Source organism: Brevibacillus brevis NBRC 100599, assembly GCF_000010165.1.
Lineage (GTDB): Bacteria > Bacillota > Bacilli > Brevibacillales > Brevibacillaceae > Brevibacillus > Brevibacillus brevis_D.
Window position 1 is genome coordinate 6,257,177 of record NC_012491.1, and the last position, 14,910, is coordinate 6,272,086.

General features: G+C 47.9%; 14 protein-coding genes. 2 read left to right on the forward strand and 12 right to left on the reverse strand.

Annotation, left to right across the window (positions count from 1 at the left end; translation table 11 throughout):
- The first annotated feature begins 227 nt into the window (after positions 1-227).
- Positions 228-464, forward strand: coding sequence for a hypothetical protein (locus BBR47_RS29475; protein WP_015894069.1), 237 nt, complete (start codon positions 228-230; stop codon positions 462-464).
- Here the strand turns inward: BBR47_RS29475 and BBR47_RS29480 are convergent.
- From BBR47_RS29480 to BBR47_RS29505, 6 genes are all read right to left on the reverse strand, one after another.
- Positions 459-1,247 (reverse strand): MBL fold metallo-hydrolase, encoded by a 789-nt coding sequence (locus tag BBR47_RS29480; RefSeq protein WP_015894070.1) that lies wholly within the window; start codon positions 1,245-1,247, stop codon positions 459-461. The two genes, BBR47_RS29475 and BBR47_RS29480, sit on opposite strands and share 6 nt — an antisense overlap.
- A gap of 43 nt (positions 1,248-1,290) precedes the next feature.
- The gene (locus BBR47_RS29485; protein WP_015894071.1) at positions 1,291-2,064 is read right to left on the reverse strand and encodes a two-component system regulatory protein YycI; all 774 of its coding nucleotides are present in this window, start codon (positions 2,062-2,064) and stop codon (positions 1,291-1,293) included.
- Entirely contained in the window at positions 2,051-3,433 is a 1,383-nt protein-coding gene (locus BBR47_RS29490) for a YycH family regulatory protein (RefSeq protein WP_015894072.1), read from the reverse strand. Before BBR47_RS29490 ends, BBR47_RS29485 begins: the two co-directional genes overlap by 14 nt.
- Entirely contained in the window at positions 3,430-5,253 is a 1,824-nt protein-coding gene (gene walK, locus BBR47_RS29495; protein ID WP_015894073.1) for a cell wall metabolism sensor histidine kinase WalK, read from the reverse strand. The genes BBR47_RS29490 and walK overlap by 4 nt, the downstream gene beginning before the upstream one ends.
- On the reverse strand, positions 5,250-5,960 hold the full coding sequence (gene yycF, locus BBR47_RS29500; protein WP_007720203.1) for a response regulator YycF: 711 nt from the start codon (positions 5,958-5,960) through the stop codon (positions 5,250-5,252). Before yycF ends, walK begins: the two co-directional genes overlap by 4 nt.
- Before the next feature lie 206 nt (positions 5,961-6,166).
- Positions 6,167-7,663, reverse strand: a complete 1,497-nt coding sequence (locus BBR47_RS29505) for a LysM peptidoglycan-binding domain-containing M23 family metallopeptidase (protein ID WP_015894074.1) — start codon at positions 7,661-7,663, stop codon at positions 6,167-6,169.
- 173 nt (positions 7,664-7,836) lie between these two features.
- Here BBR47_RS29505 and BBR47_RS29510 point away from each other — a divergent pair, with 173 nt between their 5' ends.
- Entirely contained in the window at positions 7,837-8,292 is a 456-nt protein-coding gene (locus tag BBR47_RS29510) for a hypothetical protein (RefSeq protein ID WP_015894075.1), read from the forward strand.
- A gap of 68 nt (positions 8,293-8,360) precedes the next feature.
- Here the strand turns inward: BBR47_RS29510 and BBR47_RS29515 are convergent, their stop codons facing one another.
- The 6 genes from BBR47_RS29515 to BBR47_RS29540 form a co-directional block, all read right to left on the reverse strand.
- The gene (locus BBR47_RS29515; protein WP_007720197.1) at positions 8,361-8,576 is read right to left on the reverse strand and encodes a hypothetical protein; all 216 of its coding nucleotides are present in this window, start codon (positions 8,574-8,576) and stop codon (positions 8,361-8,363) included.
- A 131-nt stretch (positions 8,577-8,707) separates the two neighbouring features.
- Positions 8,708-9,994 (reverse strand): adenylosuccinate synthase, encoded by a 1,287-nt coding sequence (locus BBR47_RS29520; RefSeq protein WP_015894077.1) that lies wholly within the window; start codon positions 9,992-9,994, stop codon positions 8,708-8,710.
- A 181-nt stretch (positions 9,995-10,175) separates the two neighbouring features.
- Complete coding sequence (dnaB, locus tag BBR47_RS29525; protein ID WP_015894078.1) at positions 10,176-11,525, reverse strand: replicative DNA helicase; 1,350 nt, start codon at positions 11,523-11,525, stop codon at positions 10,176-10,178.
- Between the two features lie 24 nt (positions 11,526-11,549).
- The gene (gene rplI, locus BBR47_RS29530; protein WP_015894079.1) at positions 11,550-11,993 is read right to left on the reverse strand and encodes a 50S ribosomal protein L9; all 444 of its coding nucleotides are present in this window, start codon (positions 11,991-11,993) and stop codon (positions 11,550-11,552) included.
- A gap of 26 nt (positions 11,994-12,019) precedes the next feature.
- Positions 12,020-13,957, reverse strand: a complete 1,938-nt coding sequence (locus BBR47_RS29535; protein WP_015894080.1) for a DHH family phosphoesterase — start codon at positions 13,955-13,957, stop codon at positions 12,020-12,022.
- Positions 13,958-13,961: 4 nt separating this feature from the next.
- Positions 13,962-14,870, reverse strand: a complete 909-nt coding sequence (locus BBR47_RS29540; protein ID WP_015894081.1) for a DUF2232 domain-containing protein — start codon at positions 14,868-14,870, stop codon at positions 13,962-13,964.
- Positions 14,871-14,910 lie beyond the last annotated feature (40 nt).

Genomic DNA, 14,910 nt, shown 5'->3' on the forward strand with positions numbered 1-14,910 from the left:
CTTTGCAGGTTTTTCATGCTCGTATACACAATGACATGCGCCGTATTTGGTTTGCATGATTGATTCCGTTGATGTCTGTTCCTTTTGACACCCTTAGTATACGACCCGCTTTCGGCAAAATGGCGTGAGAATTATGGAAAGGTTGTGGAATACAAAAAAGCTCCCGGAATATTTCTCCGAGAGCACGGATATGATAGATTAAAAGCTTTTAGAAAGGATTGATAGACTTGAAAGAAGTCCACCTCATCGCCAAACTGGCTGATCTTCAGGAAGTAGACTACCACAATACGCTTGTCCTGCATGCTTTAATCGAGCTGCTCGTAGCCAAAGGACTGCTGACACATGACGAGCTGACTGCCAAAGTGAATGAGCTCGATACACAATTAACTTTCCATATCGATACGTATGCGGAGCTCACAGAGCGCATCGCCAGTCGTCAAGCAGGGATCAAACCGATCTTATAGCTCTTCCAGCTTGGTAGGTCGATCCGGGTACGTATCGCGCAGATGCACATCGTTACCAACAGACAGCCCCCGCTCCTCCAAGATGTTTTTGACCGTCAGTCGGGCCAAATCAATCATGTTGTTTTCCTTACTCAAGTGAGCGAGGTATACACGCTCTGCTCCACCTGTTAGACAATCGAGCAAAGCATCGCCCGCCGCTTCATTGGACAAGTGCCCGACATCACTTAAGATACGTCGCTTGATGCTCCAAGGATACTGGGACATGCGCAGCAGCTCAACGTCATGATTGGACTCGAACACATACGCATCTGCTCCACGAATCGTCTCCTTGATCCGATCGCTGACATACCCCAGATCTGTTGCGACACTGAGCTTTTTCTTGCCATCATAAAAACAGAAGCCCATGGGCTCGGCGGCATCATGCGAGATTCCGAATGACTCGATGCCCAAATCCTCCAACTCTTTCTTTTCCCCCACAGAAAAGAAGCGTCGCTGATCTTCCTTGATCGTCCCGATTTGCCCATCCAGCTCCGACCATGTCTTTTCATTGGCGTAAATCGGCAATCCATATCGCCGCGCCATGACACCGACTCCTTTAATATGGTCGACGTGCTCATGGGTGACGAGAATGGCGCTAAGCTCTGCGGGATTGACACCAATGGTCTCCAGTGCCGCTTCTGCTTGCTTTCCAGTAATCCCTACATCGATCAACACGGAAACACGGTCTGTTGCCACATAAATGGCGTTGCCCGTACTCCCGCTTGCTAACACACTAAATCTCACCGAACATCCCTCTTCCCGTATCTATCCCAGGTTGTCTATCTATTCAGCGCTGCGTGACCATCGGACGCTCCAGAGCCCCTGTAATCGCGTTGACAAAATGCCATTTGCCATCGTGAACCACACGCCATACAGGCACCAGCGTCTGAATATCCGCATCGTAAGAACCGTAATAACCCAGGCTCACATTCTCAATCCGTTCCCCTGGTGTAATGATTTGCTTGTCCACCAGAGAGCGTAGGGCCGCATAACCAGAGATCACCTGTCGTTCCCCCTGCTGCTTGCGAAGGTGGAAAAAGGTCTGCCTGTAGCCAAGTACCGCTCCGTTGTCCAAATACATTTCTAACGGTGCAACGAATACTGGCATTTTATCATAGACCTGCCAATACAAAAGCCGCGCTTGATTCGATTGATACGGATCGGCTACGTATTGATCGGAATAAATCAGCCTCGGCCCAATTTGACGCAAGAGCTCCTGAGGATTCAACTGACCACGAATCTGCATCGGTGGGTTCAGCTTGGCAGCTAACGCCATCTTTTCTACCGTTGCCTGAAGCTCTGATATCTCATGCAAGGAAATCGGATTAATCCCGACATACTCCGCATCCAAATTGGACATTGCTGGTGTATCCTGCGGCACTTCTGTATCCAATGTGATATTTTGCTGATTCAAGTACAGCTCTGTATTCCATTTCTCACTTTGTGCGACTTCCTTATCATTCCACAGGCTAATGCGCGTCACATACACCTGATACAGGAGAAACAAATCGAGGAGAAGAAAGGCCCAGATCAGAATCGTCTTGGTTCTACTCCAATCCATGCGCCTTCCCTCCTCCCTGCTTGGTGTGCGCAGAAATATACAGGCTCGCCTGATTCGCCAATTCCACAACCCAGATTGGCATCAAGTCCACGTTTCCCTCGCCTACTTTGGTATGGTAAGCCAAATAAGCGTTCGTGATTTTTTCTGTGTCCGCCAGTTTTTTGTCACGAATATATTGATACAGCTCCGGACCAGACATGATCGTCCACTCTTTATTGTCGATATACTTGTCCAAATCCAGCAGCGATCGGCTCATCGTCACAACCTGGCCTGCCTCCGAGGTCATTTGGATTGTATCGATTTGCTTGGCTTCCCCCTCACTAATCAAGGGATACGCCCCCACGTACTGGCGGAATGTGATCAAGTCTTTTTCATTGTAGCTCTTCTTGATTCGTTCAAAATGATACTCATCAAGCCAGCCCAGGTGTTTATTCATAAAGGTAACGGCACTCTGCACTTTTTCTTCATCAGACAGCTGCTGATCACGCTGTTGATACGCCGGATCAGTAAACGTGAACGCCTTCTGTTCCGACCTTAATTGAATCGATCTGCTGCCATCTGTAAAAATAACCGTTTTGTCACGCTCCATGATCTGTCTGACGAGCGATTGATCGATAAAGTAAGACTCGATTAGTCTATCATTCGTAACAGGTACGTAGCTGTAGCGGAATTGCTGCATGCGCATCTGATTCTTGGGCAAATAGTAAGTGCTCCACATCAGCGCCGATCCTTCCAAATCTACGAAGCTTCGCTCTGGTTTGACGATTTTCATGATTTGCTCAGGCATTAAATCACCAGAAGCCAAATACGATTCTCGCAAATCCTTAGGGCTGATCGATGTTCGAGAACGCATCATGCGACCTTCCTCAGTCGACAAAAACAACGCGTAGACGACATCCTCGTCCTTCTCGTAATACAGCCACAATCGGTCAATCCCTTTCATTCGGTTGTCAAACTCATCCCGAAAGGTTACCAGCCGACCTACAATTGACAAGGGAACCGTGCTCCGAAAGCGCACTTCCAACCCCATCTTTTCCCGGGCAATATCTTCCCATTTCTCATTGGAGATGGTGAGCGGAGAAAAATCGAGGAAGATCCATTTCGACATTTCTCGCACGATCAAACTGTAAGGAGCATCGGTTGCGGATGCTTTCGTATGGCGATCTTCCCCATAGTGAAAAACAACGGATTCCGGCGTAACGAGCTGTTCGAGTTGTTTTTCCTGAACAGGCTTAGACTGCGTGTACTCTGCCGGTTCAATAAATTGAAGGTTGGGTTGATTCGACCACAACATCGCTGTCAAAACAAAGCTGGCTAGCACTAGCAGATTGAGTAAGACGGTCTTGGCAGGCTCTAGCATCCGCTTCATCCCGTTTTTCCTCCTTGGGCAAATGGCACCCAGAACGTGACTGTCGTTCCCACGTTCCATTCACTCGTAATCTCGATATCTGCACCGTGTGCCTGTACTAATTCGCGGGCAATCGCCAATCCCAGACCTGTTCCACCCTGACCGCGCGAACGCGCCTTGTCTACGCGGTAGAAGCGCTCAAAGATTCGCTTCAGATCGCGGCTGGGAATACCAATTCCTGTGTCGGTGATAGAGATTTGAACCCGCCTTTGCTTGTGGTTCTCTTTTGCCATGAGAACCACAGTGCCTCCTTGAGGCGTATACTTAATCGCATTGGACAAAAGATTATCCAATACTTGATTGATCGCATCCAGATCAATGTAAACCAGCGGAAGCTTGCTCGGCATATCCAGACTGAGCTGAACCTCCTGTTGCTCACTGAACATGGAAAAACGATCAGCAGCGTAGTGAAGCAATCGATTGAGGTCCGCTTCCTTGCAATGCAAACGGACCCCTTGTGAATCAAAACGCGATAGCTGCAACAAATCGTTTACCAAGCGAATCATGCGCTCTGTCTCCGACGACGTAACCTTCAAGAACCGTTGGGATAGCTCCGGCTCTTCCACTGCACCATCCAGGAGCGCTTCCACGTAGCTTTTAATGGTCGTCAGTGGTGTCCGCAGCTCATGCGATACATTCGCCACGAATTCACGGCGCTGCTGCTCCAGTCGCTGCTGATCCGTCACATCGGCTACGACAGCAATGATTCCACCCATTTTTTTGCTATCGTGCTGCAAGGGTGTAAACGTCACACGCAGGATGACTTCTTCCTTATTCGGCAGCGTCATCTCAATGATAAGCGGTTCTTCCTGCGCATAGAGCGACATCTCATCTTCTGGCGGCAGACCCAACAGATCGTACAAGGTGCGCCTCTTGAGAAGGACGTCAGCCATCGTCACCTGCAACATATCTTCTGCGGCTCGATTAAACAGGATGATCTGTCCATTTCGGTTAGCGGCAATAACACCGTCCGTCATGTTGCTCAAAATTCCTGCGAGCTTCTCACGCTCTTCCTCTTGCTGCAAGATGGCTTCCTGCAAACGCAAGGTCATATGATTAAAGGCCATACCGAGTTGGCCAATTTCATCATCGCTATAGATACGTACACTACTGTTAAAATCCCCGTCTGCCACCAATCGCGCCTGACGGGTCATCTCCTTCACAGGCTTGGTGATGGTGCGGGCCAATACGACCCCGAGCACCGCCGTAATGACCATCGCGATCATTGTACCTGTCCCCAAGATGCCGTTCATTTTACCAATCGTCGCATAAGTGCCTTCCATCGAAGCGACCATGTAGACCGCACCGTATACAATCTGATCGCCCTTAACAGGTAATGCCAATACTTTCACCCGCGCCCCCGTCTTCGGGTCGATCCGCATCGATTCACTGCGCGTCCCGAGCAAGGCAACCGTCACCTCAGGCTGCGAGGTTCGCTGTCCAATTGTACTTTTGTCCTCTGTCGTCGCGACCACCGTTCTTGTCTGATCGATGACCTGCACATTGGCTCCATTGATTTTTACCAGGTTGTTGATCAGGTTGTCGATGTACTGACGATTTTGTTCGGTGTTGGATTCCTTCCCGTCATGCGGGCGCAAATCGCTTTCCAGCAAACTCGCTAACAAACTGGCTTGTCCATTCAAGGCCTCGGAAAAGTTGTTGATGTAGTAACTCTCGACTTCCCGGGCAAAATACGCGCTAATAAATTGCATCGCAAGCAAAATTAACAGCATGTAAATGATGACCATTTTCCACTGAACAGTTTTGAACAGCCGCCTCATCCAGGCTGGCCTCCCATGCCGGGATTACGTAATGTATAACCCAAACCACGCCGCGTGATAATGTACTTCGGCTGACTTGGATCATCCTCGATTTTTTCACGCAAACGACGGATGGTCACATCTACCGTCCGCACATCGCCAAAATAGTCAAATCCCCAGACCGACTGCAGGAGATGCTCTCTCGTCAATACTTGTCCTTGATGGCGAGCGAGGTACACCAGCAGCTCAAACTCACGGTGCGTCAGCTCTAATGCTTCTCCCACCTTTTCGACGGTATACGAGTTCAAATCGATTTCCAGCTCATGCACGCGCAGTACATGCTGGCTATCCTTCTCTTCCACTTTCGAGCGGTTACGGCGTAAATGTGCCTTTACACGGGCTACCAGCTCACGCGTACTAAATGGCTTTGTCACATAATCGTCCGCGCCCAATTCCAGCCCGAGTACTTTATCCAATTCAGAGTCTTTGGCAGTCAGCATGATGATCGGAACATCATACGTTTGGCGAACGGTTCGGCATACGTCCATTCCGTCTCTGCCCGGAAGCATAACATCTAATAAAATCAGATCCGGTCGCTCATCCTTGACCACGACAAGTGCCTCATCACCATCGTAGGCACATACAACCTGATATCCTTCTTTTTCAAACGTGAATTTCAAAATATCTGCAATCGGTTTTTCATCGTCAACTACGAGGAGTTTTGCCATCCTGCGCCCTCCTTTTTCTGTAAGTACGTGTTCAACAATCTTTTGTTTCCTCTCAAACTGCCTCTTCAAGGATTCCACTTCGACCGTCACTATTCCTCTACAATACACCATGTATGCCACGTAAAGAAGGGCTTGGCATTCAATCCCTGCCAGCAAAAAAAGGGCCCCTCCTAAGAGTTGCCCTTTCCTATCCATAAATTACTAGTCTATTTTAAGTAACGAATTGGGTTTTGATTTCGTCCATTCTGTAGAACCTCAAAATGCAGGTGGACGCCGGTCGATTGCCCAGTAGAACCCTTTACGCCGATTTTCTTTCCTTGGCTAACAACATCGCCGGCCTTCACATTAATAACGCTCATGTGACCGTACAATGTCTTCATTCCATTGCCGTGGTCGATGATAACCGATTTTCCATAGTCACCATTCCAACCAGCGAATGTGACACGTCCATTGTCTGCCGCCATGACAGAACCAGCACCGGCAATATCAATCCCTTTATGCATGCTTCCCCAGCGTTGTCCGAAGCCGCTGCTAATATAACCGCTAGCAGGCCAGCTCAAACGACCTGTACCGCGCGATGGGATAACTTTTGTACCGCGCTCCATAATTTGGGTTACAGGCTGCACAGTTACATCTTGTTTGATGACTTTGCGATTAACGACTTGTCCATTTTCTTTCACAACTTCGTACTTAACTGTTTTACTGCCGTTTTTACCTTCTTGTACGACCTTCGTTTCGCCTTTAGGAACCTTGTCATTGTTTTTAATTTGGGTATTAAAAGCAATAACCTCTTGCTGATCTACTTCTTCTTTGACTTGTACAGTAACCAGTGGACGCACTGCGGTTACATTGATTTCTTGTCCTAATTTAAGGACGGTATTTTCCGTAACACCTGGGTTGTTCGCGTAAATATCTTTTGATGTAATGCCGTATTTCTTCGCGATGCAACCGATGCAATCGCCTTCTACGACCGTGTGCTTCATGTCCTTGAAGGTGCCTTTTACCAGCAACTCCTCGAGTTTTTCGGCAGACAAAATTTGAGATGCATCAACTGTTTCGGTTTGCATCTCTACGTTTTCTTTAAATGCGACTTCTTTTACCGGATTTGGTTTGACTGGGACTGTGGATGCTGCTGCTACAACAGCCTTATTCCCTGTCGTTGCAGGAACTCCGGAGTATTTTTGCTTCACTTCAGCCAGTACTTGATCAGCCGATTGCTGATCGGGCATGTAACCTACCACTTTGCCGTCAATCGTCAGCTTAACGCCCTGAACCTTGATATCCGCTACGGATGCCAGAGCTTGTACAGCAGCATCGTTATTGAACGGTGCCTTGAACTCACGCTCTTCTTCGAATGTGATATAGTCAGCCAATTGCAAGTTGAGACCTGTTTTTGCCTTTTCCTCTTCCAGCTTTGCTACTGTCCAGTTATGTATCACATTTGGATCATTTACCACGCCAATCTCTTTGCCGTTTACACTGACATGGTAGACAGAATTGACATTGCTTGTGTAATAGTATTGTGCAGATGCTCCAGCAGCAATCGTCAAAACTAGACCTGCCGCAATTGAAAGCGACTGTTTTTTATGTGACTGGATGTAAGAGCTTGTACGTTTCATTGTACGTTTCGCCAGATCACTGCAATCCCGAACGATTCGTGATGACCGTTCCTGCAGCTTGGCCTTCCATTCCGACCAATGCATAACTTGTCCCTCCTGAAAACAGATACAACTTGCTCGTTCCATTTCCTGAAAATTTTTAATTTATCGACTAGGTCGTAAATCCCAAAATTTAGTTTCCATTTATCTGCCAAATTGCCTAAAGAAACCAACTATGTCGACTTTACCATAAGATTAACGACAACATCAAGTGTAAATTGCTGTCGAATAAAAAAATAGACATAGAGTCACTATATGTACAAACAATTGGTAGTATTTATCATATCTGGAGGCTGATATACGTGAAGGAACGTAACATTCTTGCAGGATTTCACACCGAAGATGATGCCCAAAAGGCAGAAAAAGCACTTCGACAAGCTGGTTTTTCCACCATTCAGATCGACAGAATCGGACAATTCCCTGGAGACGGAAATGAACAGATCCTGAATCCCATATCCGGAGATTTTCCCAGCTTGGGCAACCTTACACTGGCAGCTGACTTCCCAAGTGGCAGGGATGCAAGTGTCATGGCCGCAGTAGATCCAGACGCCAGCGGCATGGCTGATCGAGGCGATGACAATTTGAATCGCAGTGTCTTGTTAACGGCAGTCGTACCAGAGGAACAAGGTGATCTTGCGACTGAGATCATCCGATCATATGGAGGCATGATCTAAAATAAATATAGCCATCTTCCCTTAACTGACTAGGAAAGATGGCTTATTTCGTTATGAACATCTGTGACTCACACCTCTTGCATCGAGGTAACGTCTTTTAACGCAAGTCTGCGTATTTTTGTTTTCTCGGCGTCATTTGGTTGTTTGTATGTGGTGATAAAGCATAAGTAACCATTATTGAAATGAGTCATGGTTCCCTTGATGACGACGCCATTGATCATCTTTACCTGTACATTTTTGCCCAGCAGCTTCATGGCCTTTTGGTCAAATCCAAAACCCATCATCATGATCACCTCTCCATTTCTCCCTATGTCTAACCATATGCCCAGAGGGTGCCGTTTCGTGTCTGTCCCTTGCAAAAAAAGAAAGCTGCCGAATACTCGACAGCTTTCTCTTCTATTATATAGCCGATAGCTTATCCGTAAATGCCACGAACAACGACTGTTTGTTCACGATCTGGTCCTACGGAGAAGATCGACATTGGAATACCAGTCAGTTGCGTAATGCGCTCGATGTAGTGACGAGCGTTTTCTGGCAAGTCGTTCAGATTGCGAATGCCTGTGATATCCTCTGTCCAACCTGGTAGTTCCTCATAAACTGGCTCGCATTTCGCCAGCAGGTTGAGGTTCGCCGGGAACGACTCGATGATTTCTCCATTGTATTTGTACGCTGTGCAAATACGCAATGTCTCAATACCAGACAATGTATCCAGCTTGGTGATCGCCAAACCGGTGATACCGCTGACACGACGAGCATGACGAACGACAACACTGTCAAACCAGCCTACGCGGCGTGGACGACCTGTTGTTGTACCATATTCGAAACCAACCTCACGAATATGATCGCCGGTTGCATCATTCAGCTCAGTCAGGAACGGACCGTCACCTACACGCGTCGTGTAAGCTTTTGCCACCCCGATTACTTGGTGAATCTTGGTTGGTCCTACACCAGAACCGATAGTCACGCCACCCGCAATTGGGTTGGAGGACGTTACGTAAGGATACGTACCTTGGTCAATATCGAGCAATACGCCTTGTGCACCTTCAAACAATACGCGGTTGCCGCTATCAATGGAATCATTGAGGACAACAGATGTATCGGTTACGTAAGGACGAATGATTTCTGCCAGAGCCAAGTATTCATCCAAAATTTCTTTAAGCTCAAAGCCAGTTGTATTGTACAGCTTCTCCAGCAGCATGTTTTTCTCTGCCAGGTTGCGCTCAAGCTTGCGAGCAAACTCATCGCGATCCAACAAATCAGCGATACGAATACCGATACGCGCAGCTTTATCCATGTAAGCAGGTCCGATACCTTTACGGGTCGTACCAATTTTGTTAGCACCGCGGCTATCTTCCTCTACGCCATCGAGCTTGATGTGGTATGGCAGGATCACATGCGCGCGATCACTGATTTTCAAATTGCTTGTAGAAAAACCGAAGCTGTGAATGTACTCCAGCTCTTTTACCAATGCCTTCGGATCGATTACCATACCGTTTCCGATTACGCAGGTCTTGTCACTATAAAAAATTCCGGATGGAATCAAATGCAGCTTATACTTGTTACCATCAAAAATAATGGTATGGCCTGCGTTGTTACCGCCTTGATAACGAGCCACTACCTCTGCACTTTCAGCTAGATAGTCTGTAATTTTACCTTTACCTTCATCGCCCCACTGGGTTCCGACGACAACGACTGTTGACATCGAAAAACACCTCCTGATATTATCATGTCTTTTCGGGCCTGAAACAATCTAAGTTTACTAAACGAGACTTCCTATGTCAACGCTAAATACGAACATTCATATAGTTAATTCTTAATATGTTCGGCAATTCAATATAGAAAAAAAAGCCGGAATTTCTCCGACTTTTTTTCCATTCCAACTATTAACCTGCTTGATTTCGAAAACGATGATCCAAGTTAACGAATTTGTTGAATTCCTTCAGAAACGCCAACTCTACCGTTCCAGTCGGACCGTTACGCTGTTTGGCGATAATGACTTCGATGACATTCTTGTTTTCTGATTCCTTGTCATAGTAGTCATCACGGTACAAGAAGGCAACGATATCGGCGTCCTGCTCAATCGACCCCGACTCACGGATATCGGACATCATCGGTCGCTTGTCCTGCCGTTGCTCTACACCACGGCTCAACTGCGACAGGGCGATAACCGGCACGTTCAGCTCACGCGCGATCCCTTTAAGCGTACGCGAGATCTCAGATACTTCCTGCTGACGGTTATCTCCTTTGCCTCGTCCATGAATCAGCTGAAGGTAATCAATCAGGATCAGGCCCAAGCCCCTCTCTGTCTGAAGGCGACGGCATTTTGCCCGGATGTCCTGTACAGTAACCCCTGGTGAATCATCGATGTAAATCGGCGCTTTCGCCAGCGTACCGATTGCCATCGTCAGCTTTTGCCAATCGTCTTCCTCCAGTGTACCGGAACGCATCCGGGACGCATCCAGATTGCCCTCCGCACAAATCATACGCTGAACCAGCTGAGAAGCACCCATCTCCAAGGAGAAGATGGCTACGGTCTCACCTGCACGGGCTGCTACGTTTTGCGCGAGATTCAAGGCAAAAGCCGTCTTCCCTACGGAAGGACGGGCCGCCAAGATAATCAGGTCACTGCGTTGCAATCCTGCTGTCATCTTGTCCAAATCAGTATATCCCGTAGAAATCCCGGTAATATCACCGCGTCGCTGACTCAAAAACTCAATCCGCTCATACGTTTCCAGAAGAGCATCCCGAATCGGTGTAAAACCGCCACTGTTGCGATTTTGGCCGATCTCCATGATGTACTTCTCCGCATCCGCGATGATCTGCGTGACATCATCCTCACGGGAGTAGCCGTCATTGGCAATCTTGGTAGCTGTATGAATCAATCGACGAAGCAGTGATTTTTCTTCTACAATTTTTGCGTAGTATTCGATGTTGGCAGCCGTTGGAACTGAACTGGCGATTTCCGTGAGATACGTAACCCCGCCGACTTCATCCAGCAGCTTGTGATCCTGTAGATCAGCTGTAACCGTAACCAGATCGACAGGTTCGCCTTTTTCATACAGGTCCACCATCGTTTGAAAGATGCGCTGATGCGCTGTCTTGTAAAAATCCTCCGGACGGAGAATCTCAATGGCCGTGATTAAAGCTTCCTTAGACAAGAACACGGCACCCAGTACCGATTGTTCCGCTTCCTTGTTCTGTGGCGGCACACGATCCAAAAACAGGTCGCTCACGTCACACCCCCCACAATTGAGACATTATTCTTCCACAACGTGTACTTTCAGAGTCACCGTTACTTCGTTGTGCAGTTTTACTTTGATTTGCGTCACGCCCAAAGCACGGATTGCATCCATTTCGAGCTTACGCTTGTCTACTTTGATTTTATACTGATCTTCAAGCGCTTGCGCTACTTGTTTGCTGGAAATTGCACCGAACAAGCGACCACCTTCGCCTGCTTTTCCTGTTACTTTCACTGTCAACTCTTCCAGCTTTTTGCCCAGCTCCTGAGCATCCAGCTTTTCTTGCTCCTTGCGCTTATCTTCGCTGCGCTTTTGAGCGTCGAGCGTTTTCACGTTGCTATCTGTCGCTTCTTTTACCAGCTTCTTTGGCAACAAGAAGTTGCGTACATAGCCCTCTGACAAATCCTTAACTTCGCCTTTTTTCCCTTGGCCTTTTACATCTTGAAGAAAAATGACTTTCATCATCGTTTCCCCCTTTATATTTTGGCCTATACGACCGAGTCAATCGCTTCTTTCAAACGACGTGTTGCTTCTTTAATTGATATGCCTTGAATTTGTGTCGCAGCACCAGTGAGGTGACCGCCTCCACCCAGCAGTTCCATGATCGACTGAACATTTATGTCGCCCAAAGAACGTCCACTGATCAAGATCGTATCGTCGGATCGCTCTGCAACAACAAACGACGCCTGGATACCTGACAAGGTGAGTAGCTGCTCAGCAGCTTGCGCCACCTGTACCTGCGTGTAATCCTCAGACGGATCGCCTATGGCAATCGCCATGTTGTCACGGTACGTTTCCGTATTCATGATAATTTTTGCCCGCTTCACATACTGGCCCAGATCTTCCTTCAACAGGCGCTGGACAGCCGCGGTATCAGCCCCGTTACGGCGAAGGAAAGACGCCGCTTCGAAGGTCCGTGAACCTGTGCGGAAGGCAAAGCTTTTGGTATCCACCACAATCCCTGCTAACAGTGCCGTTGCAATCAGATTGTCGATATTCAATCGCTCGCTCTGATATTGCAAGAGTTCCGTAACAAGCTCGGCCGTCGAAGAAGCATACGGTTCCAGATACAAGAGTACTGGCTCAATGAACTCCTCCGAACGTCGATGGTGGTCGATCACCACAATTCGGCTCGTTTCCGTCAACAGCTTCGGCTCAATCACCAGCGATGGTCGATGCGTATCGACGACTACCAGCAATGTGCGACCGGAGATGAGTCGGATTGCCTGTTCTGGCGTGATAAAGGTCTCAGCCAACTCTTCATTGGCATAAATCTCTTTCATCAGACGCTCGACAGAATGATTGCCTTCATCCATGACAATATAAGCCGTTTTGTTGTGCAGCTGCACAGCTTTCAATACACCAAGTGATGCCCCGATGGAATCCATGTCAGGCTGTTTATGCCCCATGACAATGACGTGCTCGGCCTCATGAATGAGATCACGCAAAGCATGTGCAATAACACGAGCCCGGACACGTGTCCGCTTTTCCACCGCATTCGATTTCCCACCGTAGAAAGTGAGCTTGTTGCCAATCTTGACAGCGCACTGGTCGCCACCGCGCCCTAATGCGATATCCAAGCTTGATTGCGCCATTTGTCCCAGCTCAATGTAAGTGGTAGCCGCCGCTCCAACCCCGATACTGAGCGTAATCGGAATCTTGTTGTCAGCCGTCATCTCCCGTACTACATCGAGAATGTCAAATCGCGATTCTTCCAATTTATCAAGTGCTTCCCGTTCCATCAGAGCCAAAAACTTGTCGGCTGTGATTCGGCGAAGATATATGCCATGTTTGTTGGCCCACTCTGTAATCACACCAGCCACGCTTGTAGAGAGCAGCGTACGGCTCTGATCATCCATGACTTGTCCAACCTCGTCCAAGTTGTCGAGGTGAATGATGGCAAGTGCAGCCTTTTCTCGATGGTAACGAGTCGTCAATTCTTTGAAATCCGTAATGTCCTTGAAATACAAAAGGCGCTCATCGGACCGAACAATGACTTCGTATACCCGCTCGTTATAAGTAAACTCCAGCCGTTTTTGCTCCGGCTTCCAAACCAGTTGGGGGAATACCTCTTGGAGGCTTTTCCCGATCATGGTTTCATCCCCGGACATATGCGTCATATACGGGTTTACCCACTCAATTGCCTTTTCCTCGTTGTATAAAAGAATTCCGATCGGCAGTTCCTGGATAACGCCTTCTCCCGCCTTCTTCACGCGATGGGTGACCGTCGCCAAGTACAGGCGCAAGTCTCGTTGGAACCCCTTTTCTGCTTGAAGAGCGTAAAGAACCAAGCCAATCAGGCACACCATGCCGATCGCCCCGTACATCCAATGGAACAAGGTCAAAATCCCCAACAACAGCAAGCTAAAGCTGAGTGCCAGGACCATGTGCATCCCGTACCAACGCTTTAACAGGAACTTGGGCATTTCCTCAGCCCCTCTTCACTCTTGTTTCCAGTTTTTCACGCAAACGAATTCCTAGGTCAAATATCCCTACTAGACTAAGTATAGTACTTAGGGGTGGAAAAATAAATAGACAGACAACGAGCACAGGAGTCAGCCTCTTCCAGCCGTATAAATAGGCTGCAAACAGACAAAAACTCAAGCCCTGCAAAACAAAAATTGCATCCAGCATGACTTTCAGGTTCATCAAGGCGATTTCCCAAAACGTTCCCTGCATGCTTTCGGCAAACAACAAAAGACTGATCATCGCAATGAAGTAGTAATAAAGCAATGATCGTGGGAAGCTCCATTCCCGAATTGGCTTCAATGCTGGAATCGGTCTGCGCAGACGTCGTCCAATCAGACTCGCCAATCCATGAATAATGGCGGTCGATAGAAAGCTGAACATGACAAGACTCGTAGGCAAGACGATTTTGCCCAGTTCAAGAAGCTGATCAAACTGCTCTTTTGGCACCATTGCTGGACGTAGCTTAGCAACTTCTTGCGTGATGGCATTAAAATCAACGTTCATCCCGAATGCCATAAATGCCATCATGGAAACGACACCTAAAAAGGCAACGCCTGCCCCTGCCACAATCGCCGGAAGAGCCGTTCCTTTTCTCGCATAAAAAATCCCCATGACTGAACCCCAAACCGCACTTGAAAAAGCAAGTGTAGCCGCAAACGGACCCGTAATGATCCAGCCCAGAAACGTAAAGGCAAGGGAAATCCATACCATGTTACGTACTGTTCGATTTACTGCCAAAAGGATAAAAGGCAGAGGTATCAGGAAACTGACGAGTCCTCCCAGTATGGTATATGTACCGAGAAACAGCAGCACCAGTGCGATACCCAGCATAAGGGCATTTTCAGCCAAGTGTTTCGTTTTGGACGGCATGTCAGCACCTCATTATTCATGTCTCATGTACAGAAAACTA